Annotated in this window: 24 protein-coding genes; 6 read left to right on the top strand and 18 right to left on the bottom strand. The window is 71.3% G+C overall.

Annotated features, from left to right (window positions below):
• Nucleotides 1–294: 294 nt before the first annotated feature.
• Complete coding sequence (locus tag AC5P1B_RS16870; protein ID WP_493887999.1) at nucleotides 295–882, top strand: hypothetical protein; 588 nt, start codon at nucleotides 295–297, stop codon at nucleotides 880–882.
• A gap of 107 nt (nucleotides 883–989) precedes the next feature.
• Here the strand turns inward: AC5P1B_RS16870 and AC5P1B_RS16865 are convergent, their stop codons facing one another.
• From AC5P1B_RS16865 to AC5P1B_RS16845, 5 genes are all read right to left on the bottom strand, one after another.
• The gene (locus tag AC5P1B_RS16865; protein ID WP_493887998.1) at nucleotides 990–1,238 is read right to left on the bottom strand and encodes an SCO4226 family nickel-binding protein; all 249 of its coding nucleotides are present in this window, start codon (nucleotides 1,236–1,238) and stop codon (nucleotides 990–992) included.
• 167 nt (nucleotides 1,239–1,405) lie between these two features.
• Nucleotides 1,406–2,104: a response regulator gene (locus tag AC5P1B_RS16860; protein ID WP_493887996.1), complete on the bottom strand. Its 699-nt coding sequence runs from the start codon at nucleotides 2,102–2,104 to the stop codon at nucleotides 1,406–1,408.
• Nucleotides 2,101–3,486, bottom strand: coding sequence for a sensor histidine kinase (locus AC5P1B_RS16855; RefSeq protein ID WP_493887995.1), 1,386 nt, complete (start codon nucleotides 3,484–3,486; stop codon nucleotides 2,101–2,103). Before AC5P1B_RS16855 ends, AC5P1B_RS16860 begins: the two co-directional genes overlap by 4 nt.
• Before the next feature lie 142 nt (nucleotides 3,487–3,628).
• Nucleotides 3,629–5,737 (bottom strand): MMPL family transporter, encoded by a 2,109-nt coding sequence (locus AC5P1B_RS16850; RefSeq protein ID WP_493888217.1) that lies wholly within the window; start codon nucleotides 5,735–5,737, stop codon nucleotides 3,629–3,631.
• Nucleotides 5,738–6,082: 345 nt separating this feature from the next.
• Nucleotides 6,083–7,021, bottom strand: a complete 939-nt coding sequence (locus AC5P1B_RS16845) for an oxidoreductase (protein ID WP_493887994.1) — start codon at nucleotides 7,019–7,021, stop codon at nucleotides 6,083–6,085.
• 82 nt (nucleotides 7,022–7,103) lie between these two features.
• Between AC5P1B_RS16845 and AC5P1B_RS16840 the strand changes: the two genes are divergently transcribed.
• Entirely contained in the window at nucleotides 7,104–7,709 is a 606-nt protein-coding gene (locus AC5P1B_RS16840) for an acyl-CoA-like ligand-binding transcription factor (RefSeq protein ID WP_493887993.1), read from the top strand.
• A 128-nt stretch (nucleotides 7,710–7,837) separates the two neighbouring features.
• Here the strand turns inward: AC5P1B_RS16840 and AC5P1B_RS16835 are convergent, their stop codons facing one another.
• Both AC5P1B_RS16835 and leuA read right to left on the bottom strand, forming a co-directional pair.
• A complete protein-coding gene (locus tag AC5P1B_RS16835; protein WP_493888216.1) occupies nucleotides 7,838–8,572 on the bottom strand; it encodes a TerB family tellurite resistance protein in 735 nt (244 codons plus the stop codon).
• Between the two features lie 314 nt (nucleotides 8,573–8,886).
• A complete protein-coding gene (leuA, locus tag AC5P1B_RS16830; RefSeq protein ID WP_493887991.1) occupies nucleotides 8,887–10,680 on the bottom strand; it encodes a 2-isopropylmalate synthase in 1,794 nt (597 codons plus the stop codon).
• A 300-nt stretch (nucleotides 10,681–10,980) separates the two neighbouring features.
• On the opposite strand from leuA, the gene AC5P1B_RS16825 reads away from it, so the two are divergent.
• The 3 genes from AC5P1B_RS16825 to AC5P1B_RS16815 all read left to right on the top strand — a co-directional run bounded on the left by AC5P1B_RS16825 (nucleotide 10,981) and on the right by AC5P1B_RS16815 (nucleotide 13,880).
• Entirely contained in the window at nucleotides 10,981–12,105 is a 1,125-nt protein-coding gene (locus tag AC5P1B_RS16825; RefSeq protein WP_493887989.1) for a M4 family metallopeptidase, read from the top strand.
• A 338-nt stretch (nucleotides 12,106–12,443) separates the two neighbouring features.
• Nucleotides 12,444–12,710, top strand: a complete 267-nt coding sequence (locus AC5P1B_RS16820) for a protealysin inhibitor emfourin (protein ID WP_493887988.1) — start codon at nucleotides 12,444–12,446, stop codon at nucleotides 12,708–12,710.
• Between the two features lie 336 nt (nucleotides 12,711–13,046).
• The gene (locus tag AC5P1B_RS16815; RefSeq protein WP_493887986.1) at nucleotides 13,047–13,880 is read left to right on the top strand and encodes a GNAT family N-acetyltransferase; all 834 of its coding nucleotides are present in this window, start codon (nucleotides 13,047–13,049) and stop codon (nucleotides 13,878–13,880) included.
• A 36-nt stretch (nucleotides 13,881–13,916) separates the two neighbouring features.
• On the opposite strand, the gene era is transcribed toward AC5P1B_RS16815, so the two are convergent.
• From era to AC5P1B_RS16795, 4 genes are all read right to left on the bottom strand, one after another.
• Nucleotides 13,917–14,858, bottom strand: coding sequence for a GTPase Era (gene era, locus AC5P1B_RS16810; protein ID WP_493887985.1), 942 nt, complete (start codon nucleotides 14,856–14,858; stop codon nucleotides 13,917–13,919).
• 771 nt (nucleotides 14,859–15,629) lie between these two features.
• Nucleotides 15,630–16,034 (bottom strand): hypothetical protein, encoded by a 405-nt coding sequence (locus tag AC5P1B_RS16805; RefSeq protein ID WP_493887984.1) that lies wholly within the window; start codon nucleotides 16,032–16,034, stop codon nucleotides 15,630–15,632.
• Nucleotides 16,031–16,384: a cytidine deaminase-like protein gene (locus AC5P1B_RS16800; RefSeq protein WP_493887983.1), complete on the bottom strand. Its 354-nt coding sequence runs from the start codon at nucleotides 16,382–16,384 to the stop codon at nucleotides 16,031–16,033. The genes AC5P1B_RS16805 and AC5P1B_RS16800 overlap by 4 nt, the downstream gene beginning before the upstream one ends.
• A gap of 131 nt (nucleotides 16,385–16,515) precedes the next feature.
• On the bottom strand, nucleotides 16,516–17,337 hold the full coding sequence (locus tag AC5P1B_RS16795; protein WP_493888214.1) for a helix-turn-helix transcriptional regulator: 822 nt from the start codon (nucleotides 17,335–17,337) through the stop codon (nucleotides 16,516–16,518).
• A gap of 335 nt (nucleotides 17,338–17,672) precedes the next feature.
• On the opposite strand from AC5P1B_RS16795, the gene AC5P1B_RS16790 reads away from it, so the two are divergent.
• Nucleotides 17,673–19,076 (top strand): MFS transporter, encoded by a 1,404-nt coding sequence (locus tag AC5P1B_RS16790; RefSeq protein WP_493888212.1) that lies wholly within the window; start codon nucleotides 17,673–17,675, stop codon nucleotides 19,074–19,076.
• Between the two features lie 113 nt (nucleotides 19,077–19,189).
• On the opposite strand, the gene AC5P1B_RS16785 is transcribed toward AC5P1B_RS16790, so the two are convergent.
• The 7 genes from AC5P1B_RS16785 to AC5P1B_RS16755 form a co-directional block, all read right to left on the bottom strand.
• Nucleotides 19,190–20,701 carry a hemolysin family protein gene (locus AC5P1B_RS16785; protein WP_493887982.1) on the bottom strand — a complete coding sequence of 504 codons (1,512 nt, stop codon included), beginning with the start codon at nucleotides 20,699–20,701 and terminating at the stop codon, nucleotides 19,190–19,192.
• Entirely contained in the window at nucleotides 20,698–21,195 is a 498-nt protein-coding gene (gene ybeY, locus AC5P1B_RS16780) for an rRNA maturation RNase YbeY (RefSeq protein WP_493887981.1), read from the bottom strand. The genes AC5P1B_RS16785 and ybeY overlap by 4 nt, the downstream gene beginning before the upstream one ends.
• A 278-nt stretch (nucleotides 21,196–21,473) precedes the next feature.
• Entirely contained in the window at nucleotides 21,474–22,514 is a 1,041-nt protein-coding gene (locus AC5P1B_RS16775) for a PhoH family protein (protein ID WP_493887980.1), read from the bottom strand.
• 242 nt (nucleotides 22,515–22,756) lie between these two features.
• Nucleotides 22,757–23,899, bottom strand: coding sequence for a carbohydrate kinase family protein (locus AC5P1B_RS16770; RefSeq protein WP_493888210.1), 1,143 nt, complete (start codon nucleotides 23,897–23,899; stop codon nucleotides 22,757–22,759).
• Nucleotides 23,900–24,290: 391 nt separating this feature from the next.
• Nucleotides 24,291–25,310 carry a ribonuclease Z gene (locus AC5P1B_RS16765; RefSeq protein WP_493887979.1) on the bottom strand — a complete coding sequence of 340 codons (1,020 nt, stop codon included), beginning with the start codon at nucleotides 25,308–25,310 and terminating at the stop codon, nucleotides 24,291–24,293.
• Nucleotides 25,311–25,315: 5 nt separating this feature from the next.
• Nucleotides 25,316–25,675, bottom strand: coding sequence for a histidine triad nucleotide-binding protein (locus AC5P1B_RS16760; protein ID WP_493887978.1), 360 nt, complete (start codon nucleotides 25,673–25,675; stop codon nucleotides 25,316–25,318).
• 285 nt (nucleotides 25,676–25,960) lie between these two features.
• Nucleotides 25,961–26,611, bottom strand: a complete 651-nt coding sequence (locus AC5P1B_RS16755) for a hypothetical protein (RefSeq protein WP_493887977.1) — start codon at nucleotides 26,609–26,611, stop codon at nucleotides 25,961–25,963.
• Nucleotides 26,612–26,675 lie beyond the last annotated feature (64 nt).

The raw sequence follows: 26,675 nt of genomic DNA, 5'->3' as shown, positions 1-26,675 counted from the left end.
GAGTCGATGGGCGACCGCGTGACGGGATCACGCGCGTCGCCGGGGAGAGAAAGGGAGAGCTCCTCCGTCCGGTCCAGGCCCTTCCGGTGGTTCGGAACGACATACCCGTGGTTGCGACGAACCGCACGGTATCCAACCGCGGCACCAGCCCGGCAGCGGCAGCAGGCGCGCCGGCCCCCGGCCGAGATGTACACCCGCCGCTCATCCGCCTGACAGCGACCGGCCACCCTCGCCGGTCACACTCCCCGCACCACCCGCCAGGCGTAGCGGGGAGTGAGTCACGGGGGCACGGCAATGCTCAGGTTCGTCCACAAGCAGCTGGCGTACGGCCTGGCGATCGTGCTGACAGCGATCATCGCCGGAGGCGTGACGATCGCCGTGCGGGGACCCATCGATCTGCCCGGCTGGAAGTGGATGGCCGCGATGTTCGCCATGTCGGTCGCGTACGGCTTCGTCGCCACATCGAGGTCGAAGACGATGGGCGATATCCCCCTCTTCGAGGCTGCCGTGCCCATCCTCGACCCTGTCGTCGCACGCGCCGCGCCGGACGCATCACGGCACCACCTCGTACGGCGTTACAGCACGCTCCTCGTCTTCATGGCCGCGACGACCACGGCACTCATCGTCTGCGCACCGCCCCTCATCTTCATGCCGCTCCTGTGGTCGGTGGAATCGCTGATGCGCGCCGAGCGCACGGCCCGCTGGGAGCGGCAGCACGGGGTCCTGCTGTGGCAGGGCTACGTCCGGCAAGACCTGCGACCGGTGAAGACCAACCAGCCACCGGTGTACGTCACACCCAGGAACACGTCCACCTCCGCCCCACGAAGAGGACCCGCTCACGGCACCCACGGCCACGACGGAGTCACCAGCCCCGACTCATAGGCGACGACGACCGGTGTGGGACGCCTCGCGACCGCCAGACGCTGTCGGGCAGCGTCTCTGAGGGGGGCTTGGGCGCGGGTTCTGTGAATCTTCGCTAGCCGGCGGTCTCACACCGAGAGCGGCACCGGGTGGATCTCCTGCGCGGGGTGGCCCGCGCGCTCGTGGGTGCGCAGCACCGCCTCCGCGGACGGTCCTTCGGAAAGGCAGTACACCGTCCCGGAGTCCGGGTCGGCCCACGCGTGCTCGAAGCGCACCCCTTCCTCTGCCTCGATCGCCATGTCCGCCTTGTGCGCCTCCATGAACTGCTCAGGCGTGATCCCGACCATGCCATGGTGAACGTCCATGAACTTCGTCATCGCTTTCGCACCTCCACACGCTTTCGACCCTGCCGTATACCTCCATGCTGCGCCGCTCGGCCACGACCTGCCAGCGCCGGTCCTCGCCGCCACTCTCGTCACGCCGCGTGAGCGACATCGAACCAGCCGCAGCCGTCGCGCGCCCGCCCCCCAGGCCCCCGTCACCGTCACGGCACCTCCGATCGCGACGGCGTCACCAGGCCCGATTCGTAGGCGACGACGACCAGTTGGGCCCGGTCGCGGGCGGCTAGTTTGCCCATGATGCGGCTTACGTGGGTCTTGGCTGTGAGGGGGCTGAGGACCAGAGCTTCGGCGATTTCCGCGTTGTTCAGGCCGTGGCCTACGAGGGTGAGGACCTGGCGTTCGCGGTCGGACAGGGTGGTGAGGGTGCTGGGGAGTGGGGCCGTGGGCGAGGGGGCTGGGGGGAGCCGGAGGACGCGGGCGATCAGGCGGGCGGTGGGGCCTGGGGAGAGGAGGGCCTCGCCCGCCGCCACGGTGCGGATGGCGTCGAGGAGTTCGGCGGGCTTGGTGTCCTTGACCAGGAAGCCGGACGCGCCCGCCCGCAGTGCGTCGACGATGCACTCGTCGGAGTCGTAGGTGGTCAGCACGAGGACTTTGACCTCGCTGAGGGTCTTGTCCTCGGCGATGCGGCGGGTCGCCTCGATGCCGTCGAGGTCGGGCATGCGGATGTCCATGACGATGAGGTCGGCGCCGACCGTACGGGCCAGTTCGACGGCCTCTCTGCCGTTGGCGGCCTGGCCGACGACCTCCATGTCGCGGGCCGACTCGACCAGCATCGCGAAGGCGGCACGGACCAGGTTCTGGTCGTCGGCGAGCAGTACGCGGATGGGCTCCTGCGCGCTCATGGCGTGTTCTCCTTGGCTTTCGCGGGGGCTCCCTGGGCGTCGCGCGGGGAGCCCGCCGGATCGGTGCGGATCGTGGTCGTGTCGCCGTTGAGCGGCAGGATCGCGGTGACGACGAAACCCGGCGCGTCGACGCGCCTGCGCGCGGTGACCGAGCCGCCGACGCTGCGGGCGCGTTCGCGCATTCCCGCGATGCCGTAGCCGTCGGTGGGGACCGGAGCCTCCCGGGCCGCCGCCACCGCGGGCGCGGGCTGCTTACCGCGGCGCGTGGCGTGCGCGGGTGGGGGGCCGTCGTCCACGACGGTCACGCGCAGCGCGTGCCCCTCCGCCCACGGGTTGGGTATGGGCTCGACGGCGGCACGGGTGAGAACGTCGCGGCCGGCGTGGCGCACGGCGTTGGTCAGCGCCTCCTGGACGATGCGGTACGCTGCCGCACCCACGGCCGGGGGGATCGCGGCCGCGGCGTCAGGGGGGATCGCGAGGGACAGCGTGACGTGCGCGCCCGCCGCCTCCGCTGACTTGGCCAGGTCCGGAAGGCCCGCCAGACCCGGCGGTGGTCCGGTCGCGTCGGACGCCGCCTCGCTCTCACCCGCCCGCAAGACGCGCAGGGTGGTGCGGAGTTCGGCGCGGGCGTCGCGGCAGGTATCGGCGATGGAGTCGAGCGCCTTGGCGAGGGTGTCCCGGTCGAGCCGGTCCGGGTCGGCGACCAGGACATGCGCCGCCACCGACGTCTGCACGCCGATCAGGGTGATGCTGTGCGCGAGCAGATCGTGCAGGTCGCGGGCGATGCGCAGCCGCTCCTCCGCCACACGCCGGGCGGCCTCCTCCTCACGGGTGCGCTCCGCGCGTTCGGCGCGCTCGACGATCGCGGCCACGTAGTTGCGGTGAATCCTGATCGCAATGCCGACCAGGACGACCGCGAGCAGCCAGCCCGAGCCGCGCAGCATCTCCGGGACGGCGCGCTCGTCGGGTGACTTCGACATCGCCGCGGCCATCGCCCCGACGATCACCGTGAGAGCGAGCAGCGACCTGAGCGGGGGCGCCCCCACGGCCAGCGCGTACAGCGCGACCACCCCGGCGGGCACCGTCGCCGTGTGCGCGTAGTCCAGGGAGTGGTACGGGCCGACGGCGAGGATGACGAGCACGGCCGTGGTCATCGGGGCCCCGCGGCGGGTCACGAGGAACAGGGCGCTGAGGATGAGCAGCGCCCAGCCCAGGGCGTCCGGTGTCTCGCCGTCGCCTCGCACCACCACGGCCAGCGCGGCCTGGGTGACGAGCACGACAAGGGCGAGCGCGACATCCCGGCCGGTCGGCTTGGGAAGGGCGAGCCCGCGCGGTACGAGGCCAACTCTGGGGACGGCTGCGGTGATTCCGGTCAACTGCACGCTCCCATCGTGCGGTACGGGCCCGGCACCGGGAAGCGAGAGTGCTCACCAGGTGCCGGACCCATCTGCTGCCCCGCGCGTTGCCGGTTCGCCTTTTCGGCGGCCTCTCCGCTGGGCCCTGCGGGATTCCTTCTCTGCGGGCTTACGTGTTGGCGGGGCTGACCTGCTTCGTGTCGGTGACGGCCGCCGCGTCGTCCGCGCCGCTTCCGCCGTCCGCACCCGCGTCCCGTGCCGACTGGCGGCGGAACAGCTTGCCCGGCCACCACACCCAGCGGTCCAGCAGCAAGCTGGCCGAAGTCACCAGGTAGGTGCGGACAAGGAAGGTGTCGAGCAGCACGCCGACAGCGATGATGAAGCCCATTTCGAGCATCATCGTCAGCGGCATGCTCCCGAGGACCACGAACGTCGCTGCCAGTACGAGCCCGGCCGACGCGATGACGCCACCCGTCTTGTGCAGTGCGGTCAGCGCCGCCTGGGGGGTGCTCGCGCCCGCCACGGCCTCCTCCCTCATCCGGTGCATCAGGAAGATGCCGTAGTCGACGCCGAGAGCGACCAGGAAGACGAAGGTGATCAGCGGCAGGCCAGGGTCGATGCCGTCCAGGCCGAAGAGCGGCTCGAAGACCAGCCCGCCAAGACCTGTCGCCGCTCCCCATACGGCGACCACGGCGAACACCAGCATCAGCGGCGCGACCAGGCTGCGCAGCAGGGCTATCAGAATCAGCAGCACGGCGACCAGCACCAGGGGGATGACGACCTTCCGGTCGTCGGAGTTCGTCGTCTCCAGGTCGATCTGCTCCGCGCTGACGCCGCCGACCAGGGCCTTCTCCCCGTCGATGTCGCCTACTCGGGAGCGCAGTTCCTTGATGGCGCGGTTCTCACCCGCCGACTCCGGGGCGTTCTTCGCGAACGCGTTGATCTCGGTCCAGCCGTGGGCGCTCCGGCCGCGCTCGGCCCCGGCTATGCCGTCCACGGCTCGGGTCTTGGCGAGCACGGCGTCCGCGCTGCCGGAGGGGGCGAGGATCGTGATGGGCTGACTGCCGCGCTCCGGGTAGGCGGAAGCCACGGTCTCCATCGCGGAGACCGACTCGGGCTTGTCCGTGAAGGCGTCCTCCTGCTTGAGGTCGCCCGGCATGTTCAGCGCCCCGAGGGCGAGCGCGCCGAGCAGCAGCAGCCCGCTGGCGAGGAACGTGACGGGGCGTCGGCTGACCGATCCCCCCATGGCGGCGAACACGCTGCGCCGCTTGGCGGGCTCGCTGCCGTACGCGGGGATCAGCGGCCAGAAGACCTTGCGGCCGAGCAGGACGAGGATGGCGGGCAGCAGCGTCATCATCGCCGCCAGCGCGCACACCACACCCACCGCACCCACGGGACCGAGCCCCTTGCTGCTGCTCAGGTCGGCGGCGAGCAGGCACAGCAGTCCGGCGGCGACCGTCCCCGACGAGGCGATCACGGCGGGGCCGCAGCCACGCAGGGCGGCGGCCATCGCGTCGTAGGGGCGTGGGTGACGGCGTAGTTCCTCGCGGTATCTGGCGGTGATCAGCAGGGCGTAATCGGTTCCCGCGCCGAAGACGAGGACGGTCATCACGGCCGAACTCATGCCGGTGATCGTCAGGTCGAACGCCTGCGAGAGGCCGTAGACGACGGCCATCGCTGTCATGGTGGCGAAGCCGACGACGACCAGCGGCACCAGCCACAGGAACGGGCTGCGGTACGTCAGGATCAGCAGGAGGGCGACCACGGCCGCTGTGGCGTACATCAGCGTGCCGTCGACGGCCTCGAAGACCTTGTTCGCGTCGGCGGATATGCCACCGGCTCCGCCGACTTCCACACTCAGCCCGTCCGGGTGGTCAGCGACGGCGTCGCGTATGTCGTCGACCGCCTGGACCTGGCCGTCCGCGTCGGGCAGGCCGCTGAGCGACATGCCGTACATCACGGTGGTGCCGTCCTTGGAGTGCACCGCCTTCGGCCGCTCGCCACCGGCGAACTCATACGTGCCGGCCAACTCCGCCATCCGCTCGCCGGCGACGGCCCGGTCGTCGGCCGTCAGGCCGCCGTCCCGGTGGTAGACGAGGATCAGGTCGGTGGTGTCGCCTCCGGGCAGGCTCTCCTGCAACTCGGCGACCCGCGTCGAATCCGCGCTCGCGGGCAGGTAGTTGACGGCCTTGTCATCCTGGACGCCGCTGAGCTTGCCCGCGAACGGCATGGCGACCACCAGTACCGCGATCCACAGCGCGACAAGCGCCCACGGCATGACCCGCCGCGCCGCGCCGCCCCCTGGACCCCCGCCCACATCGCCCCCCGCCCCCGCTTCACTTCGCGGGTCCCGCGCGGCCCCCGTGACCGCAGCGCCCTTGGTGGTCGGTGTGACCGCCATCCAGGCCTCCCCTCTCGTGCCGACTGTCGTGTCTCATCCCAGACTTCCGGCGGGGAGCGGGGGAATCGTCAGCACGGCGAGGGAGATCACGGCTACTGCGCGGGGTGCTCCGGAGGCCCATTACTCCCGGGGGAGTACTCCCCGCGTCTCCTTCCGGCAGAGCGCGGACCGGGGCGCCGGGGCGGGGCGCGGCGCCGGGGCGGGCGGAAGTGAAACGGCCGGTCAGACGGGGGACGGGAACACGAAGCGTACGTCGGTCAGTTCTTCCGAGACCTCCCACAGACGGCGGCCGGTCCCGGCATCGGCGGCCGCGGAAGACAGCCGCACCCGCGTCGGCCCGCCGCGCAGCTCGGCCGGGCCGTCCGGCCCGATGAACTCACCGCCCTCCACACTCGGGTCGATCGCCGCGTACAACTGCGGCAGCGCGCCACGGGCCGGAGTCTGGGCGAGGAGCGGATTGCCGATGCGGCCGAACACCACGCGCCACAGGCCGATCGGCGCACTCGTCTGGAGGTTGGTGGCGGTATAGCCGGGATGGGCGAGCACGCTGCGCACCGGGCTGCCGGCCTCGGTCAGCCGCCGGTGGAGTTCCCGTCCGAAGACGGCGTTGGCGAACTTCGACTGGTTGTAGAAGGCCATGGGTGAGTAGCCGCGCTCGCCGGTGAGGTCGTCGAAGCGGAGACGGCCCTTGCGGTGGTTGACCGAACTCACTGTGACCACGCGGGGGTCGCGCCCGGCGGACAGCAGGTCGAACAGCAGCCCGGTGAGTGCGAAGTGGCCGAGATGGTTGCAGGCGAACTGCGACTCGTGGCCCCGCGCGCTGAGCGACCGGGGCGGCGCCATGATGCCCGCGTTGTTGACGAGCACGTCGAGGCGTGGATGGTCCGTACGCAATCGGTGGGCGAACGCCCGGACCGAGTCGAGGTCGGCCAGGTCGAGGTGGCGCACCTCAAGGCGGGCGCCCGGCTGCTCGGCGGTGATCTCCGCGACCGCCCGGTGGCCCTTTTCCTCGTCCCGTACGGCGAGGATCACATGCCCGCCCCGGCGGGCGAGCGCCCGGGTCGTCGCCAGGCCGAGGCCGCTGTTGGCTCCGGTGACGAGGAAAACCCGCTCGGTCTGGTCCGGGATCTGCTCGGCGGTCCAGTGCTGCTGTCGTGTCATGTGGCGTACATTGCCGTCGGTGTCACTCGGTGTCAAGAAAGCTGCCGAGTGCCATGCAAGGCATGGCGTGTACCATGACCCGGTGAGCTCCCGCCCCGAAGTCAGCCTGGCCCAGCGCAAACGTCAGCTCGTCTCGGACGAACTGAGCGAGGCGGCCCTGCAGTTGCTGGCGCTGAAGGGGTTCGACGTGGTCACCATCGACGAGATCGCGACCACCGCCGGGGTGTCCAAGCGGACGTTCTTCCGGTACTTCGCGTCCAAGGAGGACGTGGTCGTCCAGTTCCTGGCCGACATGGGCACCGGCATGCGCGCGGAGCTGGCGGCCCGCCCCGGCGAGGAGCGGCCCTCCGTGGCGCTGCGGCACGCCGTCTCCGTCCCCATCGCCGCCTGCGCCGACCACCCCGACCGGGCACTGCGCGTGGTGCAGCTGATTCTGCGTACGCCCGCCCTGGCCGCTCGCTTCCTGGAGCGCCAGGCGCAGTGGCGCGATGACCTGACGGCGGAGCTGGCAGGCCGCCAGGGGCTCACCCCCGACACCGATCTGTACCCGCAGCTGGCCGCCGGGATGGCGCTCACCGCGTTCAACACCGTGCTGCGCCGGTGGAGCGACAGTGACGGCGCCGAGGACCCCGCCGAACTGCTCGACCGGGCCTTCGCCGTCATCGCCCCGGCGCTGGACGCCGTCTGAACCGCGGGCCTCTGGCACGCGTGCGTCGTGGTAGCTGAGGGAACCGCCGCTACAGCCGCCGAGGTCCGTCCGCCAGGGACCTCACGATGACACGCCCCCGCCGTCCGCGTCGTCCGCGAGACCCGGTCTCACCACGAGGCGCGCGGCGCGGCCAGCAGCAGGCGGGCGGTGTCGTCGGGGCAGATCGTCAGCGCCCGGCCGACCGTTTCGAGGACGGCGCGCTCAGCCGCGCAGTACGGGCCGTCGGCGATGGCGATCCTGGCGCCCTGGAGCAGGATGCTCTCGCGCCCGGCCGGGGCCAGATGCGGAGCCAGCGGCTCCAGTGCCTCGTGCAGCTCGATGGCGAGCGCGGTGCTGGGATCACCCATGCCAAAGGCGGGGGCGGCTTCGAAGCCGTCGCCGCCGCGCTGCGCGCCCGGCAGGCGGCCGGTGTCGGCGGCCAGCGCCTCGATGAGCGTGAGCAGCTGCTCCTCGTCACAGTCGGCGTACCCGGCGGCGCGCACCGCGCCGACCGCCGCCTGACGCACCGGTCTGGCCTCGGTGCCGCCCGCCGCGAGCACGGCGAGGGCGACGGTGTGGACGGCGTCCCGCAGCATTCCCGAGAAGCGCGTGGTCGTGGGGTGGTCGAGAGCCTCGGTACCGAACTGGGAGTGGCACGCGGTGCATTCGACGACCGGCGCCACGGCACCACGCGGCAGGAGGGGGAGGCCGAGCACGACGAAGCGGCGGCGGCCGGTGCGGCGGCGGTAGTTGCGGTCGCCTCCGCAGTCGGTACAGAAGAACTCGCCGTCGCCGACCGTGTTCCACACGGTGCGGACGCCGACGACGCACAGGTTCCGCCCACGCCGGTCTCGCGTGTGCATCACGTCGCACCTCCCTCACGCTTCGGCAGCGCTCCGTTGCGCTCCGCCGCGCCGCTGTGCTCCCGCTGGAGAACATTGACGCAGAGTCGTTGCGTTGACGTGATGTTAGCCACATCCGGGAGGCGGCGTCAGTACCCCGTAGGGAGGCAAGTCCGGCTACGCCCCGCGGCGTACGCCTACCGGGGTACGCATACGGGGCCCCGCCTGCCAAAACGGCGGGCGGGGCCCCGTCAGCGCGTCGGCCGAGGCCGGAAACGATGTCCGAAGAACGTCGGAGAATGTCCGGCCGGGCGCACCGGAATCGACACGTGCGGTCAGCGGGCGGCGCGGTTGACCGCGGAGACGACCGCCTGCAGCGAGGCGCGCGTGGTGTTGGCGTCGATGCCGATGCCCCACAGCACCTGGCCGTCGATGGCGCACTCGATGTACGAGGCCGCCTGCGCGCTCGCGCCCTCGCTCATCGTGTGCTCCTGGTAGTCCAGCAGCCGTACGTCGATGCCGATGGCCTGCAGCGCGTCGAAGAACGCGGAGATCGGGCCGTTGCCGGTGCCGGTCAGCACCGTCTCGACGCCGTCCACGACCGCCTCGACGGTGAGCGTGTCCGTGCCGTTCTTGTCCGTCGTGGTCTGGCCGGTACGCAGCCGGATGCGGCCCCAGGGGTTGGCCTCGGTCGGCAGGTACTCGTCCTGGAAGACGGTCCAGATCTGGGCCGGGGTGACCTCGCCGCCCTCGGTGTCGGTCTTGGTCTGGATGGTCTTCGAGAACTCGATCTGCATCCGACGCGGCAGATCCAGCTTGTGGTCGTTCTTCAGGACGTAGGAGATCCCGCCCTTGCCGGACTGCGAGTTCACCCGGATGACCGCTTCGTAGGAACGGCCGACGTCCTTGGGGTCGATCGGCAGATACGGCACCGCCCACTCCATGGCCTCCACCGGCTTGCCCTGGGCGGCCGCCTCGCTCTCCATGGCCTCGAAGCCCTTCTTGATGGCGTCCTGGTGGGAGCCGGAGAAGGCGGTGTAGACCAGGTCGCCCGCATAGGGGTGGCGCGGGTGGATCTCCATCTGGTTGCAGTACTCGGCGGTCCTGCGGACCTCGTCGATCTGCGAGAAGTCGATCTGCGGGTCGACGCCCTGGCTGAACAGGTTCATGCCGAGGGTGACCAGGTCCACATTGCCGGTGCGCTCGCCCTGGCCGAACAGGCAGCCCTCGACCCGGTCGGCTCCCGCCATGACCGCCAGCTCGGCGGCGGCGACGGCGGTGCCGCGGTCGTTGTGCGGGTGCGTGGACAGGCAGATGAACTCGCGGCGGGAGAGGTTGCGCGACATCCACTCGAAGCGGTCGGCGTGGGTGCTCGGCGTGGAGCGCTCCACCGTGGCGGGCAGGTTCAGGATGATCTCGCGCCCGGCCTCCGGTTGCCAGACGTCCATGACGCCTTCGCAGACCTCCAGGGCGAAGTCCAGCTCGGTGTCGGTGAAGATCTCCGGGCTGTACTGGTAGCCGAAGGTGGTCTCGTCGCCCAGGATCTTCTCGGCGTACTCCACGACCAGCCGGGTGCCGTCCACGGCGATCTGCTTGACCTGCTCCCGGCTGCCCCGGAAGACGACCCGGCGGAAGACGGGCGCTGTGGCGTTGTACAGGTGCACGGTCGCGCGGTGAGCGCCGCGCAGCGACTCCACGGTCCGCTCGATCAGCTCCTCGCGGCCCTGGGTGAGGACGGAGATCGTCACGTCCTCGGGGATCGCACCGTCCTTGATGATGGAGCGTACGAAGTCGAAATCGGTCTGACCGGAGGACGGGAAGCCGACCTCGATCTCCTTGTAGCCCATGCGGACCAGCAGGTCGAACATCTCACGCTTGCGCGCGGGGGACATGGGGTCGATCAGCGCCTGGTTGCCGTCGCGCAGGTCGGTGGACAGCCAGCGCGGGGCCACGGTGATGCGGTTGTCGGGCCAGGTCCGGTCGGGGATGTCCACGGCCTCGTACGCGCCGTACCGGTGGATGGGCATCCCGGAGGGGCGCTGGGTGACGGTCGTCGCCGTGACGGGCGTGGGCCGCCCGACGGAATTCCCGGGGCTGGCGTTCTCGGTGTTCGGCATGCGGTTCGACATGTGGTCGGGGCTCCTCGTGTATCCGCTGGGGACGGCCGACGGGGCGGGATCACCGCAGCACCGAACTCCGCGGGGAGGGGGTCGGCCTACGACTACAGGCCCTCGCCGCGGCAGCTAAGAAGAAGCAGCCCGAAACGCATGATGCCCAACAGCCTAACCGAGCGACGCGAGAATGCCGTGTCGCGTATCACTATGCGGGACGCGGCGGCACCTATGCATAAACCACGTACAACCACTCGATGTCAGTAATCATGACGGCGAGCAGTGACAGGCCCCTTGCCCAGTGCCACATTGCGACCCATGGACGCCACACCCGATTTCACGCCCCTGCCCCGCGCCGCCAGAGCGGCCACCGCCCCCGCCCGGCACCGTGTTCACTCCGGTGTCTTCTGCACCATCGTCCCGCCGCATGTGCTCGACAAACTGGCCAGGGCCGAGGACCCCGCGCTCTACGAACCCGCCCGCCGCACCCTGCAGCAGGACGCGGCGCAGCGGACCCGGCGCCGGATCACCACCGTCCGCGGCTTCACTCCCGCGACGGAGCGCACGGCGTCGGACAAGCCCCAGCGCACCATCTGCGACGCGAAGAACCGCGAGGAACTGCCCGGGAAGAAGGTGCGGGCCGAGGGTGACAAGGCAGGCAAGGACGCCACCGTCAACCGTGCCTACGCGGGGCTCGGCGCGACCTTCGACCTGTTCCTCAAGGTCTACGACCGCCGCTCCATCGACAACAACGGGCTGCCGCTCGACGCGACCGTCCACTACGGCAAGGACTACGGCAACGCGTTCTGGGACGGCGAACGCATGGTGTTCGGCGACGGGGACCGCGAGATCTTCCTGGACTTCACCATCCCGGTCGACGTCATCGGCCACGAGCTCACCCACGGCGTCACGCAGTACAGCGCCAACCTTGAGTACTTCGGCCAGTCGGGTGCCCTGAACGAGTCGATGTCCGACGTCTTCGGCTCGCTGATCAAGCAGTACGCCCTTGGGCAGACCTCCGACCAGGCCGACTGGCTGATCGGGGCCGGACTGCTGGCGGAGCGCGTGACCGGGGAGGCGCTGCGCTCGATGAAGGCTCCGGGCACCGCGTACGACGACGACGTGCTGGGCAAGGACCCGCAGCCCGCGACGATGGACGACTACGTCGACACAAGCCAGGACAACGGCGGGGTGCATATCAACTCCGGCATCCCCAACCACGCCTTCTACCTGGTGGCCAAGTCGCTCGGCGGCAACGCGTGGGAGCGCGCCGGACAGCTCTGGTACGACGTGCTGACCGGTGGCGAACTCGCCTCCGACGCCCAGTTCGCCGACTTCGCGCGGCTCACCGTCGCCGCGTCCACCGCGCGGTTCGGCGAGGGAGAGGAACAGCAGGCGCTGCTCAAGGCGTGGTCCCAGGTGGGCGTCCCCACCGGCGAGTGACGCGGGACGGCCCGGCGCGGCCTCTCGCGGTTCGGGGTGATTCGCGCCAGTTGGGCACCGTGTGTGGCGGTCCTGCGGGCCGGGGGCTGCCTCAGCGCGCCTGGGGCCGCCCGGGGAGTCCCCCGCCCCGCGCGGTCCCAGGCCGGAGGCCATCCGGCCGTGCTCCGGCCCCGCTGCCGTCGCGCTCCGGCCCCCGCCGGCCTTGCGGACGGCGGGCCGCGCCTCCCGCGGACGCGGTGGTCACGGCGGTGGTCCGCGCCGCGCGTCGTGGCCGGGGTTCGCCCCCTCGCGGTCGGTCGCGGTAGCCGGATCGCCCGTCGGCCCGGTAGAGATGAACCATGCGGATTACAGTCACCCGGACCGGCGGATTCGCCGGAATCACACGCCAGGCGCAACTGGACATCGGTGGCCGACCCGACGCCGCCCACCTTCAGAGCCTGGCCCAGACCGCGCTCTGCGAGGGCTGCGAGGAGCAGCAGGCAGGAGTGCCGGACGGCTTCTCCTATCAGATCGATGTGGACGGCCGCATGCTCCGCTGCGCCGACCCCCACCTCACCGACGCCCAGCGCGAGCTGATCACCACGGTCCTCAAGGAAGGCGCCTAGGCGTACTGAGCCGTGTCCGGCGGATCATGCTGGGGAGAGCTCCTGGCCGTGCGTCGCAGACCGCGGGTGCGTCGTGGCGGTCGCGCAGTTCCCCGCGCCCTGACGGGGCACACTCCTCCGCCGGACAGCTCCTGGCCCGCCCGGCAGCGGGCGCCGCAGCGCGCACCGCGTCAGACGCGGGCGCGCGAGCGGGCGGAGGAGCGGGGGCGCGAGCAGGCGCGAAAGCGGGCGTGCGGACGCGAGCGGCCAACGGCCGTGACGGGAAAGGCCGTAGCGTGATTTCCGCCCGTGGGAAAACCCATAGCCCGCACCACGGTGAGTTGGTTGGATTCCCCAATGACCTCTCACCATGCCACGCTGGACCGCCTTGAGCGGTTCTACGACGCGGTCCCGCGCCAGAGCGCCCGCGCCGAGGACTTCGGACCGCTCACGCTCTTCATACGAGAAGGGGAGGGCTGGCCGTTCCACGCCCGCCCGGCACTGGCGTGGACCGGCCCGGTGGACTCCAGCGATGTGGACGGGGTCCGGGCCAGGCAACGTGAGCTCGGCATCCCGGAGAGCTTCGAGTGGGTCGCCGAGAACTGTCCGGCGCTACGGGCCGCCACCGAGCGGTCCGGCCTGGTCGTCCGCGAGCACCCGCTGATGGTGCTGCCGCCGGACACCTTGCTTCCGATCGTGCGCCACCGCGCCGACGGCGTGACCGTACGCATGGCAGGCCCGGCCGACCCCGCGTTGCCCAGCGCGCTGACCGTCCCGCATCTCGCCTTCGCCGAGCCCGGCACGCGGGTCGGCACCGCGGGCCTGGCGGAGCTGGCGGCGGCGATGCCGGAGCACGGCACGGAGGCCGCGGTGCGCGTCGCGGCGGACCGTATCCGCGCGGAGCTGACGGCCATCGCTGTGGCCGTCGATGACGCCAGCGGGCTGACCTTGTGCGCGGGACAGCGCAACGCGGTCGGGGACGTCGGCGAGGTCGTCGGCGTCGGGACGCTGCCCGCCGCCCGCCGCCGCGGCCTCGCGCTCGCCGTCACCGCCGCGCTCGCCTCCCAGGCCCGCACCCGCGGCGTACGGACCGTCTTCCTGTCCGCCGACGACGCCGACGTGGCCCGGATGTACAGCCGGATCGGATTCGTACGCGTCGGCACCGCGCTCATCGCCGAGCCCGGCGAATAACCCGCGCAGGCGGCGGGGCAGGAGGCGTCGCGGGGCTCAGAAACCGAGCTTGCGCAGCTGCTTCGGGTCCCGCTGCCAGTCCTTGGCGACCTTGACGTGCAGGTCGAGGAACACGGGGGTGCCGAGCAGCGCCTCGATGTGCTTGCGCGACTTCACCCCGACCGCCTTGAGCCGGGCGCCCTTCGGGCCGATGACGATGCCCTTCTGGCTGGGCCGCTCGATGTAGACGTTGGCGTGGATGTCGAGGAGCGGCTTGCTCTCGGGACGGTCCTCGCGAGGGATCATCTCCTCGACCACGACGGCGATGGAGTGCGGGAGTTCGTCACGTACGCCTTCGAGCGCCGCCTCGCGGATCAGCTCGGCGACCATGACCTGCTCGGGCTCGTCGGTGAGGTCGCCCTCCGGGTAGAGCGGCGGGCTCTCAGGCAGCAGCGGGACGAGCAGGTCGGCGAGGAGACTGACCTGCTGGTCGCCGACCGCGGAGACCGGAACGATCTCGGCCCATTCGAAGCCGAGGTCACGGCCGAGCTGCTCGACAGCGATCAGCTGCTCGGCGAGCTGCTTGGAGTCCACGAGGTCGGTCTTCGTGACCACCGCGATCTTGGGAGTCCTCTTGATCCCGGCCAGCTCGGCGGCGATGAAGCGGTCGCCTGGGCCGAGCTTCTGGTCGGCGGGCAGGCAGAAGCCGATGACGTCGACCTCGGCCCAGGTGGTCCGCACGACATCGTTCAGCCGCTCGCCGAGCAGCGTGCGCGGCTTGTGCAGGCCCGGGGTGTCCACGAGGACGAGCTGCGCTTCGGGGCGGTGCACGATGCCGCGCACCGTGTGCCGGGTGGTCTGCGGCCGGCTGGAGGTGATGGCCACCTTCGTGCCGACCAGAGCGTTCGTGAGGGTGGACTTGCCCGCATTGGGACGACCGACGAAACAGGCGAAGCCCGCGCGATGGGGGGCCTCGGAGGAGGGGGTACGAGCGCTCATGCGGTCATTCTCCCCGATCGGCGCGGCGGCGCCGACCAAGTGGCGGCCCGGCAGCCACCCAGACGGCGGGCGGGCCGCGCCCGCCACCCGGTGTGATCAGCGGAGCAGTGCTCGCGGCCCCTCGGGCACGAAGGCACGGAGTGCCTCGCCGATCCGAACCTGGCTGTCGGCGGACAGCCCGACGCGGGCGACGGCCCTGACGGGCCGAACCGGTGTCCTCAATCGCCGGACGGGCTTTTGGGCGGGACCTCAACACCGACAGGTGGCGGCCTCTACCGGCCGTAACCACTGTCCTCAAACGCCGGACGGGCTCTTTCTTGCTGAACCAGCACCGTGGGGTAGCCCGGCCTCGCCGGCCGAAACGTGTCCGCAAGCGCCGGACGGGCCACCTCTTGCTCAACCAACACCGTGGGGACGGCGGCCTTGACCGGCCACAACGTGTCCTCAAACGCCGGACGGGCTGTTGAAACAAGCCCGTCCGGCGTTTGAGGGCGAATCAGGAACGGGTGGGGCGATCGCCGCAGGTCATATCCGAGCGCACCACCAGGCAGACGTGCGCCTGGCTATCAAGCCCGTCCGGCGATTGAGGACAAATCAGAAACCGGCGGGGACCATCGCCGCACGTCACACCCGACCGCCACCACCAGGCGGGCGTGCGCCTGCCCATCAAGCCCGTCCGGCGATTGAGGACAGCTCAGGTACAGGCGAGCACCCGCAGCACCGCGCGCGTACGGGACCAGCCCCCGGCAGGAGCTGGCGGGGCGGCGGGCACTACCGCCGACCGCGGGTCACCCTGGTGACCAGCCACACCGCACCCGCCAGCGTCAGCGAAACCGTCGCCGACAGGACGAGCCAGTCGGTGCCCTCGTTCCGTGACCAGCCCACGATCAGCCCCGTCCAGCACAGGACGGCGGCCGTGATCATTCCGGCCCTCGCGACAGGCCGCAGCCGCTCGGCGAGCCGGACCTCGCCCCGGCTGGTCAGTACCCGGCGTACGCCCTCGGGGAGCACGATGAGCGTCCACGCGAGGGTGGACCACTCGAAGCCGTCACCCAGGGCGGCATCCACCGGGACGCTCACCAGCAAGATCGTGCCGCAGACCAGCAGCGCCCAGCCCGCGAGTCCCCCACCGGCCCGGGCCGGTTCCGTACGCCGGGACGGCTGGGTGGTGCTCATCCGGCGGAAACCGTCGCCCGGAGTGTGCCGTCCGGGCCGGCGAGCAGCACCGGGGTCTCAGCGCCGCCCAGGTCGCGTACGGCGGCGCGGTCCTCGTCGGACACGGCCTCCACCTCGCTGACGATGGCGGCGGCCTCCAGGGAGGTGGCGCCGCTGGCGACGGCCATCGCGACGGCGGTACGCAGCGCGCTGAGCTTCAGCGAGTCGAGGGCGACGGTCCCGGCGACGTAGGTGCGCCCCGTCTCATCACGGACGGCCGCACCCTCGGGGACGCCGTTGCGCGCTCGCGCGGAGCGGGCGAGCGTAATGATCTTGCGGTCTTCCGGGTCCAGCGGGGTCACGTCGCTCATACGGACGAGGATAAGCGGAACCTTGATCGACCAGCGGACCGGGCGACCGCCTGGGTCGGCCAGACGGCCAGACGGCCAGACGAGCAGGCAGGCGGCCGGTGAACCGTGCCCGGCCGACCCGGCCCGACGGCTCATCCGGCGATCGAGTACATCCCGCCGCGTCGCCCGGCCGGAGAGTTCAGCCACTCCACCTTCGCGGCGGTGTCCGTGTCCGGGAGGGGGTTGTGCATCACGATCGTCAGATCGGGCCGGGCCGGTACGCGCAGCTGCGTGCTCTCGAAGAAGAGCGCCCCGACCAGCGGGTGCTCCAGCTCCTTCACCAGTTGTCCGCCCGGCTGCACATCCCGGCGCTTCCACAGCTCGACGAACTCCGGGCTCACCTCGGAGAGCTCGTCGACGATCGCCTGGAAGCCCTCGTCGTCGGGCCGTTCGGTGACGCTGGTCCGGAACTGGGCCACGACCCAGGAGGCGTTCCGCTCCCAGTTGACGGCCCGCGCCCGGTACACCGGGTCGGTGAAGAAGGTGATCAGGCAGTTCTGGACCTGATCCGGCCGGAAGCCCATGACGAGGGACGCCGAGTCGTTGTAGGCGACGGTGTTGAGATACGCGTCCATGATGTGCGCGGGGTACGGCATCCAACCGTCGATCAGCCGCTTCAGGCCCTCGCACAGATAGCCCTCGTCGTGCTCGGACTCGGGCAACGGCGGATTGAGCCCGGCCAGCACGTACAGATGGCGCCGCTCGGTGCTGCCCAGCTTGAGTACGCGCGCCACGGCGTCCAGCACCTGCGGGGAGACGGTGATGTCCCGCCCCTGCTCAAGCCACTGGTACCAGGAGGCGCCCACCCCGGCGAGTACGGCGACCTCCTCGCGGCGCAGCCCGGGCGTACGGCGCCGGGCGCCGCCGTCCGGAAGCCCCGCGTCGGCCGGGCTGACCCGGGCCCTGCGGCTCATGAGAAAGTCACGCAGCTCCTGACGGCGGCGTGGCTTGGGCCGAGCCTGCGAGGTGCTGTTCGGCGCGGTCTCGGCGGGACTGCTCACGGTCTCCCCCTGTCTGACGGTGCTGGCTGGTGGTGGAGCCAACAGGATAATCTCCCGCTCCCCACGATCACGCGGCCCAGCCGAGGCTACGTGGCATGGCAATCGACTCCCCCGCCGTCCCCGGCACAAAATCCGGAACGGGCCGCACCGCCCAGCCCGGCGCCCCCTCCCCGTCCGCCTCACCGTCCGGCTCTGGCCCCGGCTCCAGCTCCGGCTCCGCTCCCGGTCCCGGTCCCGCCGCCGAGCGGATGACCACGCGCGCCAAGCTGATCCTCTTCGTCCTCTGCGCCGCGCAGTTCATCGTGGCGCTCGACTTCTCGATCCTGAACGTGGCCCTGCCCGTACTCGGCAAGGACCTCGGCATGGGCCAGGCCGACCTCCAGTGGGCCGTCACCGCCTTCGCACTGCCCTCCGGGGGATTCCTGCTGCTCTTCGGCCGGATAGCCGACCTCTACGGGCGCCGCAAGCTGTTCCTGACCGGCCTCGCGTTGTTCGCGGCGGCCTCCGTGCTGGCGGCTCTCGCCTGGAACCCGGCGGCCTTCCTCGCCGGACGGGCGCTCCAGGGACTCGGCGCGGCGGTCATCGTGCCGACCGGCATGTCGCTGCTCACCACCACCTTCCCCGAGGGCCCGCAGCGCGAGCGCGCGCTGGGTATCAGCGGCACCCTGCTGTCGCTGGGCTTCACCATCGGCATGGTGCTGGGCGGTGTCATGACGGACACCCTCGGCTGGCGCTCCACCATGGGGCTGCTCGCCCTCGCCGGAGTGGTCGTGCTGGCCGCGGCTCCCACGCTGCTGACCGAGTCCCGCCACCCGCGGCGGCCGAAGGTCGATGTGCCCGGTGCCGTGACCGTCACCGGTGGTCTGCTCGCCCTGATCTACGGCTTGTCCACCGCGGCCGAAGAGGGCTTCGGCTCCGCGGACGTCCTGGTGTCACTGGCCGCGGGAGCGGCCCTGCTCGTCGCGTTCGTCGTCGTCGAGTCGCGAGCCGCCGAACCGCTGGTGTCCCTGCCCATGCTCCGCCGCCGCAACGTGGCCTGGGGCAACCTGGCCGGGCTGATCACCTTCTCGATGATGAGCTCGGTCGTCTTCCTGCTGACTCTCTACCTCCAGGAGGTACTGCGGCTTTCGGCGTTCCAGACCGGCCTGATCTTCGGTGTGCAGGGTGTCGTCTCGGCCGCCGCCGGTATCGCGGCGCCCAAGGTGATCGGCCGCTTCGGAGCCCGTAACACGCTGGTCGGCGGCATGCTGCTGCAAGCCGCCTGCACCGCGTCGCTGCTCGGACTCGGCGTGGATTCCGGCGCCTGGCTGGCACTGGTCGGGGTGAGTGTGGCGAGCCTCGGCCACCTGTGGGTGATCATCGCGTACGGCGTGACGGCCACGTCCGGGCTGCCGGACAACGAGCAGGGCCTGGCGACCGGCCTGGTCACCAGCTCGCAGCAGATCGGCATCACCATCGGCATCCCGATGCTGAGCGCGCTCGCCTCGGCGCACGTCGCCGCGCTGCGGGACGGTGGCGACACGCTGGCCGAAGCCACACTGGGCGGTATCAAGCTGGGCCTCGGGGTGGACGCCGCCGTCGTCGCTGTGATGGCCGTACTGGTCGCCTTCGGACTGGGCCGCGGCGGCCGGAGCCGTACGCGCCGGGCATGACACGGCGGACGCCCGGCACAGCGGACGCCCGGCACGGCGGGCTGGCCCGCGGTGGACGGCCGGTCCGGCGGCGACGCCGGACCGGCCGGGGCAGCGGCGCCAGCTGTCGCCCGCTAGCGCTCGGACCCGGGCCGTTCGTCCGGGGCCTCCGCCTCGTCGACGTCGTGCGCCGCGGCCTCTCGCGACTTCGCCACCTCGCGCGCCTGCGAGGCCTCGCGCCTCTCGCGCGCCTTCGCCGACTCCCGCGTCCTTCCGGAGTCCCGGATCTTCTGCGCGTCACGCCGGTGCCCCGGTTCGCGCGGCTCCGGCTCCTCGGGCTGCCGCTGCTCCGGGTCGCCCGCGCGGACCGGCTCGACCAGCACCGTGACGATGCGGTTGCGGCGGCCCGTGGGCGACTCGGCCGTCAGGCGCAGGGCGGTCAGCCGCGGGTCGGTACTGTCCTCGGTCAGGTCCACCTCGGCCACGGCGCCGGCGATGGGCACCCGGCCGAGGAACTTGGCGAGCAGGCCGCCGACCGTCTCGACGTCCTCGTCGTCCAGGTCCATGCCGTACAGCTCACCGAGGGTGCCGATGTCGAGCCGGGCCGTCACGCGGTACCGGTCGTCGCCCAGGTCCTCGACGGGCGGCAGCTCCCTGTCGTACTCGTCGGTGATCTCACCGACGATCTCCTCAAGGATGTCCTCGATGGTGACGATCCCGGCCGTGCCGCCGTACTCGTCGATGACGACGGCGACATGGTTGCGCTCCTGCTGCATCTCCCGCAGCAGGTCGCCCGCGTTCTTCGTGTCGGGCACGAACGTCGCCGACCGCATGGCGGTGGAGACCAGCTCGGACTCGGCGTCCCGGTTGATGTGGGTCTTCCGCGCGAGGTCCTTGAGGTAGACGATGCCGACGACGTCGTCCTCGTTCTCGCCGGTCACGGGGATGCGGGAGAAGCCGGAGCGCAGCGCGAGAGTGAGCGCCTGCCGGATGGTCTTGAAGCGCTCGATGGCGACCAGGTCCGTACGGGGCACCATGACCTCGCGGACCAGGGTGTCACCGAGCTCGAAGACCGAGTGCACCATGCGGCGCTCGTCGTCCTCGATCAGCGACTCCTGCTCCGCCAGGTCCACCATCGCGCGCAGCTCGGCCTCGGAGGCGAAGGGGCCCTTGCGGAAGCCCTTGCCGGGGGTGAGCGCGTTGCCCAGGAGGATCAGCAGCTGCGGGATGGGGCCCATGATCCGATCGAGCGGCAGGAGTGCGTACGCGGCGGCCGTGGCGGTGTTGCGCGGGTGCTGGCGGCCGATGGTGCGCGGGGAGACCCCGACCGCGACGTAGGAGACGAGGACCATGACGCCGATGGAGATGGCCAGCGCCTCCCAGGTCTCGTCGAACTGCCGGACGCAGGCGTACGTGACGATGGCGCCCGCCGCCACCTCGCAGGCGACCCGGACCAGCAGCGCCACATTGAGATAGCGCGTGGGGTCCTCGGCGACGGCCATCAGCTTGGCGCTGCCGCGCCGCCCCGAGCGCACCGCTTCTTCGGCGCGGAAGCGGGTGGTGCGGGCCAGTCCGGCCTCGGCGCAGGCGGCCAGCCAGGCGACGACGACCAGGAGGACCGCCGCGGTGATCAGTGGGGCACTCATCGGGTGGTGGGGGCCGGGGACGGGCCCTCCACGCCGTTCTCGGCGCGCCAGCCGTCGATGATCGCCTTCTGCAAGCCGAACATCTCGGCTCGCTCGTCCGGCTCCTCATGGTCGTATCCGAGCAGGTGGAGACAGCCGTGCACGGTCAGGAGCTGCAGCTCCTCGTCCATCGAGTGCTGGGTGGGAGCCTCCTCACCCTGCTTCTTCGCGACCTCGGGGCACAGCACGATGTCGCCGAGGAGCCCCTGCGGCGGCTCGTCGTCGTCCTTGCCCGGCGGCCGCAGCTCGTCCATCGGGAAGGACATCACGTCCGTCGGGCCGGGCAGGTCCATCCACTGGATGTGCAGCTGCTCCATGGCGTCGGCGTCGACGACGATGACCGAAAGCTCGGAAAGCGGGTGGATACGCATCCGGGCCAGGGCGTAGCGCGCGACGTCGAGGACCGCCCGCTCGTCGATGTCCGTGCCGGATTCGTTGTTGACGTCGATCGCCATGGTGCTGGTGACTTCTCCCGATACCGTTGCCGGTGAGTGCGACCACCGGTGCGTACGGCCGCTGGTTACAGCGGCCGCACGCCCCGTGCGGCTGGTCCTTGGCAGGACGCGTCCTCGCTGGGACCCGTCCTTGGTGCGACTTGCTCTTTCATGCGACCGCTCTGTGGCAGAGCTGGTCATGGGGGTCATGTGGGTCATGGGGTGGGCCGGGCAAGTGGTGCGAGTACCCGTGAGTGCGCGTACGTGTCAGTGCGAGGGCCTGTCAGTGCGCGTGCCTGTCAGTGCGACTGCCCGTTGGTGCGGTTGCCCGTTCGGTTGTCGTAGACCTCGTACGCGTCGACAATACGGCCGACGAGCTTGTGCCGGACGACATCCGTGCTGGTGAGCCGGGAGAAGTGGACATCGTCCACGCCGTCGAGAATGTCCTGCACCTGGCGCAGACCGCTCTTGGTGCCACCCGGCAGGTCGATCTGGGTGACGTCTCCCGTGATCACGATCTTGGAATCGAAGCCGAGGCGGGTGAGGAACATCTTCATCTGCTCGGGGTTCGTGTTCTGCGCCTCGTCGAGAATGATGAAGGCGTCGTTGAGCGTCCGGCCGCGCATGTACGCGAGCGGGGCCACCTCGATCGTGCCCGCGGCCATCAGGCGCGGGATGGAGTCCGGGTCAAGCATGTCGTGCAGCGCGTCGTAGAGCGGCCGCAGATACGGGTCGATCTTCTCGTAGAGCGTGCCGGGCAGGAAGCCGAGGCGCTCTCCGGCCTCGACCGCGGGACGGGTCAGGATGATCCGCGTGACCTGCTTGGACTGCAGGGCCTGGACCGCCTTCGCCATGGCCAGGTACGTCTTGCCGGTGCCGGCGGGGCCGATCCCGAAGACCACCGTGTGCTTGTCGATGGCGTCGACATAGCGCTTCTGGTTGAGGGTCTTGGGCCGGATTGTGCGGCCACGGTTGGAGAGGATGTTCTGTGTGAGCACCTCGGCGGGCGTCTCGGCGGCCTCGCCCCCGCCGTTTTCAGCCGTACGCAGCATGGCGATCGAACGCTCCACCGCATCCTCCGTCATCGGTTGACCGGTGCGGAGCACCAGCATCATCTCGTCGAACAGGCGCTGGATCAGTGCGACTTCACGCTGATCGCCGACCGCGCTGATCTGGTTGCCCCGGACGTGGATGTCCGTCGCCGGGAACGAATCCTCGATCACGCGCAGCAGTGAGTCGCCGGACCCCAGGACCATGACCATCGGGTGCTTGGCCGGGACGGTGAAGTGAGCGCGGGCCTGCCCCTGCGCGGGGTTCTGGGCTGTGGGTGTCTGAGTCATGGGCCGGCTCTGGGGCCTGCTCATCCCTCTTTCCGTGGTCGACAACCTTGGGATACCAGCGTACGACGGGCCACTGACAAGGCCCGAGCGGTTTTCGGGACGCGCTGCCGGGCCCCTGCGGCACCGGCCGCCCCAGCCACCCCGGACCCGGCCGCCCCGGAGCCCCCGGCTCGGCCGCCCCGGCCCCCGCTCCCCACGGACCTCCGCCACAACGCTCCCGTCAAGGCCCCGTCCCAGCCCCGTCAGGGCTGGCGGAAACCGATCGTCGGAACCGCCCGGCGCAGCGGCCAGGCACGCTGGGCCGGGGGCAGGAGCCCGTCCAGGAAGGCGTAGCGGCGCAGGGCGCTGCCGTGCCCGGCGACCAGGCTCTGGTCGTCGAAGGCGCGCACGTGCTGCCACCACGCGGCGATCTCCACCCAGCCGGGCGCCGACAGCGACCCGCCGAACTCCTGTACGGACAGCGCGGCGGTCAACCCGGCGAACGCGAGCCGGTCGGCGAGCGGCCAGTCGGCCAGGGTGCCCGTGATGAACCCGGCGACGAAGACGTCCCCAGCGCCGGTCGGGTCCAGGGCCTCGACGGCGATGGCGGGCACCTCGGCGCTCTCGCCGGTACGGGCGTCCACCGCGTACGCGCCCTCCGCACCCAGCGTGACCACGGCGAGCGGCACCTTCTCGGCGAGCGCGTGCGCGGCCGCACGCGGGCAGTCGGTGCGGGTGTAGCGCATCGCCTCCGCCGCGTTGGGGAGGAACGCCTCGCAGTGCTCAAGCCCGGCGAGGTCGGCCGGGTCCCAGCGACCGGTGTCGTCCCAGCCGACGTCGGCGAAGACCCGGCTGCCCCGGCGGGCCGCGTTCCCGACCCACTCCTCGCTGCTGCCTGGCACCAGGGAGGCGACGCAGGCACGCGCTGGAGGCGGGCACTCCGGCGCGGGCTCGCCGTCGAACGCCCCGTCCACCGGCGAAGCGGACCGGGTCGGTGGCGCCTCGTGGCCGTGCGACACCATCGTGCGCTCACCCTCGTACGCCATGGAGACGGTGACCGGAGAGTGCCAGCCGGGGACCGTACGGGACAGCGACAGGTCGATGCCCTCGCCCCGGTCGAGGGCGTCACGGCAGTAGTCGCCGTACATGTCGTCACCGAACGCCGCGGCGACGGAGGTGCGCAGGCCGAGCCTGGCGAGCGCTGTGGCCATGTTGGCGACGCCACCGGGGCTTGAGCCCATCCCGCGCGCCCAGGACTCGGTGCCGCGTACGGGCGCGGAGTCGAGCCCGGTGAAGATGATGTCGAGGAAGACGGGCCCGGTCAGATACACGTCGCAGTCCGGGTCGCCTCGCTCACGGACGGCGGCGAGCGGATCGAGCGCGGTGTTCGCCGCGAGCCCCGCCACCGGGCGGTGCCCGGCGAACTCAGCGGGCCCGGCGGGCTCAGCCGGCCCGGAAAGCTCCGCGTACTCGGGCGTGGACGCCCTGTGGTCTCCGTCTCGTCGTGTCACGGTGTGCTCCCTGGCCGTACGCCGTACTGTGCCGTACTTCTCTCCGTCGCGAGTGCCCGTTACCGGTGCGGCCAGTGTGCACGATCGCCGGTCGGGCCCTCCTCGGCTGCACCGCGATGGCGTGGCGGCGGGGTTGTGACGGCGCAGGGGCGGGCTCCGGTCGGGCTCGGGGCCCACGGGGCGGCGGTGGGAGGCGGGTGAGGATGCGAGGCGCCGCGCTGGCCGTACGTCAGCGCCGCTTCGGTACGTCAGCGTCGCTCAGGTACGTCAGCGTCGCTCAGGTACGTCAGCGCCGCTTCGGTACCGGGACCCGCATCAGGTCACGGGCGACGGTGAGTTCGCCCTCGAACCCCGCCGCCCGGGCCTGGCGCTCGAATTCGACCGGGTCGCCGTAGCGCTGCGAGAAGTGCGTGAGGACCAGCTGCCGCACGCCCGCCTCAGCGGCGACGCGGGCCGCCTGCCCGGCGGTGAGATGGCCGTGGTCGCGCGCCAGCCGTTCGTCCTCGTCGAGGAACGTCGACTCGATGACGAGCTGGTCGCACCCGTCGGCCAGGGCGCGCACCCCCTCGCACAGCCGGGTGTCCATGACGAAGGCGAAGCGCTGCCCGCGCCGCACCTCGCTCACCTCTTCCAGGGTGACCGTGCGGCCCTCCACCGTCACGGCGCCCTCCCGTTGCAGCGTGCCGACGAGCGGGCCGGTGACACCCCGCTCCACCAGCCGCTCCGGCAGCATGCGACGGCCGTCCGGCTCGACCAGGCGGTAGCCGTACGACTCGACGGGATGCGAGAGCCGCCGGGCGCTCAGCGTGTAGGGGCTGGGGCTGATCGGGACGCTGGTGGTGCCTGCGGCGCCGGTGCTGTCGGTGGTGCCGGTGGTGTCGCCGGTGGGGGGTCCGTGCGTGCCGGTCTCGGCGCCGCCGCTGGTGAGCGTTCCGCCTTCGCCGCTGACCGGCTCTTCGACCAGCCGTACCGTCTCGCGGTAAGCCGTCGCGTACCGCAGCCGCTCGAAGAAGTGCTGACCGCTGGCCGGGTAGTGGGCCGTGATCTGATGCGGCACCTGGTCGAGGTTGATCCGCTGGATGACCCCGGCCAGACCGAGCGAATGGTCACCGTGGAAGTGGGTGACGCAGATCCGGTTGAGGTCGTGCGCCGCGACACCCGCCCGCAGCATCTGCCGCTGGGTGCCCTCGCCCGGGTCGAAGAGGATTCCCTGGCCGTCCCAGCGCAGCAGGTAGCCATTGTGGTTGCGGTGCCGGGTCGGCACCTGGCTCGCCGTGCCCAGGACGACCAGTTCGCGTACGGACAACTGACTTACCCGGGGGGCCAGTTGAGGCCGCGTCCGCCGAGGACGTGGGCGTGTGCGTGGAAGACGGTCTGACCCGCCCCCGAGCCGGTGTTGAAGACGATGCGGTAGCCACCGCCTTCGACCTTCTCGGCGGCGGCGACCTCACCCGCCGCGCGCAGCACATCGGCGGCGATCTGCGGCTCGGCGACGGCGAGCGAAGCGGCGTCCGGGTAGTGCGCCTTGGGGATGACGAGGACATGCGTGGGCGCCTGCGGGTTTATGTCCCGGAAGGCAATGGTTGTCGCGGAGTCATGCACCACGGTGGCCGGGACATCCCCCGCCACGATCTTGCAGAACAGGCAGTCCGCCTGCGGTTCTCCCGCCATTGCCCCGCATCTCCTTTGCGACGTCCTACGTCCGTTCGGTACGTCGCATGCTAGCGGTCCGCACAGCGAGACTCCTCACTCCCTCCCGCCACGACGCACTCCGTAGTGCGGCGTTGACGCGCGCGCCTCCGCCAGACGGCTCACGCCTCGCGCGCACCCGCACATCCACGCGTCCGCACCCGCGTCCGCGACCGCGACACGAACGCGTGGTGCCGCGCGCATGGCACCGCACGCGTGCCGAGCCGTCAGTTACGCCCCACCCCAGCTCACTTACGCCCGGCCGGATTACTTGCTCCCGGCCTGGGTCGCGTGCGGGCCGCCGTCCCCGCGGCCGTGGTCTCCGTTTCCTCCGCCGTCGTCGCAGTCGCAGCTCGGCGTCGGGTCGGGGGTGGGCCGGGGCGGTGGCGCGGTGACCGTCACGGTGACCGGTGGCGTCGATGGCGGACGCGGGCTGGGGGTGGGGGTGACCGTGGCGGTCACCGTCGGCCTGGGCTGCGCTGTGGTCGGCGGCTGCGCCGTCGGCTGGTGGCTCCTGGTCGGACGCTGCGTGGGGCGGTGCGCGGGGCGTTCGGCGCCGCAGTCACCGATGAGGCCCGCCTCGAAGACCACCCGGCCCTCGATCCTGCCGGTCAGGTTCCCGCGTACGCAGCGGTTCTCGCGGACGAAGGTGACGGTGCCCTTGATCGAGAGTTCCCGGTCGCCCGCGGCCTTGCCGGTGCAGTTGACGTCCGCGCGTCCGCTGGACCGGGACTTCGCCGAGGGTGAGGAACCGTCGTCGCGCTGACCTCGCACCTTCGCCGTGCAGGCCATCCAGCGCACGTCGATCCCGCCCCGCTCCAGGGCACGGGTGCCCACCTTGTCGGTGGTCACGGCCACCATGGACGCGCTGAGCCCATCCTCCACCGGATCACACGCCGACAGCGTGACGACTGCCACGCCTGCGGCGCTTACCGCGAGGAGCGCTCGTCGCCTTCGCATTCGACTCGAAGCCCCCATGGAC

The sequence above is a fragment of the Streptomyces sp. A01 genome (assembly GCF_059026195.1).
This window is presented reverse-complemented; position numbering and strand designations above follow the sequence as displayed.

Coding starts and splice junctions, on each gene's coding strand:
- AC5P1B_RS16870 (WP_493887999.1), top strand. CDS start 295: ATGCTCAGGTTCGTCCACAAGCAGCTGGCGTACGGCCTGGCGATCGTG.
- AC5P1B_RS16865 (WP_493887998.1), bottom strand. CDS start 1,238: ATGACGAAGTTCATGGACGTTCACCATGGCATGGTCGGGATCACGCCT.
- AC5P1B_RS16860 (WP_493887996.1), bottom strand. CDS start 2,104: ATGAGCGCGCAGGAGCCCATCCGCGTACTGCTCGCCGACGACCAGAAC.
- AC5P1B_RS16850 (WP_493888217.1), bottom strand. CDS start 5,737: ATGCCGTGGGCGCTTGTCGCGCTGTGGATCGCGGTACTGGTGGTCGCC.
- AC5P1B_RS16845 (WP_493887994.1), bottom strand. CDS start 7,021: ATGACACGACAGCAGCACTGGACCGCCGAGCAGATCCCGGACCAGACC.
- AC5P1B_RS16835 (WP_493888216.1), bottom strand. CDS start 8,572: ATGCACACGCGAGACCGGCGTGGGCGGAACCTGTGCGTCGTCGGCGTC.
- leuA (WP_493887991.1), bottom strand. CDS start 10,680: ATGTCGAACCGCATGCCGAACACCGAGAACGCCAGCCCCGGGAATTCC.
- AC5P1B_RS16825 (WP_493887989.1), top strand. CDS start 10,981: ATGGACGCCACACCCGATTTCACGCCCCTGCCCCGCGCCGCCAGAGCG.
- AC5P1B_RS16820 (WP_493887988.1), top strand. CDS start 12,444: ATGCGGATTACAGTCACCCGGACCGGCGGATTCGCCGGAATCACACGC.
- AC5P1B_RS16815 (WP_493887986.1), top strand. CDS start 13,047: ATGACCTCTCACCATGCCACGCTGGACCGCCTTGAGCGGTTCTACGAC.
- era (WP_493887985.1), bottom strand. CDS start 14,858: ATGAGCGCTCGTACCCCCTCCTCCGAGGCCCCCCATCGCGCGGGCTTC.
- AC5P1B_RS16805 (WP_493887984.1), bottom strand. CDS start 16,034: ATGAGCACCACCCAGCCGTCCCGGCGTACGGAACCGGCCCGGGCCGGT.
- AC5P1B_RS16800 (WP_493887983.1), bottom strand. CDS start 16,384: ATGAGCGACGTGACCCCGCTGGACCCGGAAGACCGCAAGATCATTACG.
- AC5P1B_RS16795 (WP_493888214.1), bottom strand. CDS start 17,337: ATGAGCCGCAGGGCCCGGGTCAGCCCGGCCGACGCGGGGCTTCCGGAC.
- AC5P1B_RS16790 (WP_493888212.1), top strand. CDS start 17,673: ATGACCACGCGCGCCAAGCTGATCCTCTTCGTCCTCTGCGCCGCGCAG.
- AC5P1B_RS16785 (WP_493887982.1), bottom strand. CDS start 20,701: ATGAGTGCCCCACTGATCACCGCGGCGGTCCTCCTGGTCGTCGTCGCC.
- ybeY (WP_493887981.1), bottom strand. CDS start 21,195: ATGGCGATCGACGTCAACAACGAATCCGGCACGGACATCGACGAGCGG.
- AC5P1B_RS16775 (WP_493887980.1), bottom strand. CDS start 22,514: ATGACTCAGACACCCACAGCCCAGAACCCCGCGCAGGGGCAGGCCCGC.
- AC5P1B_RS16760 (WP_493887978.1), bottom strand. CDS start 25,675: ATGGCGGGAGAACCGCAGGCGGACTGCCTGTTCTGCAAGATCGTGGCG.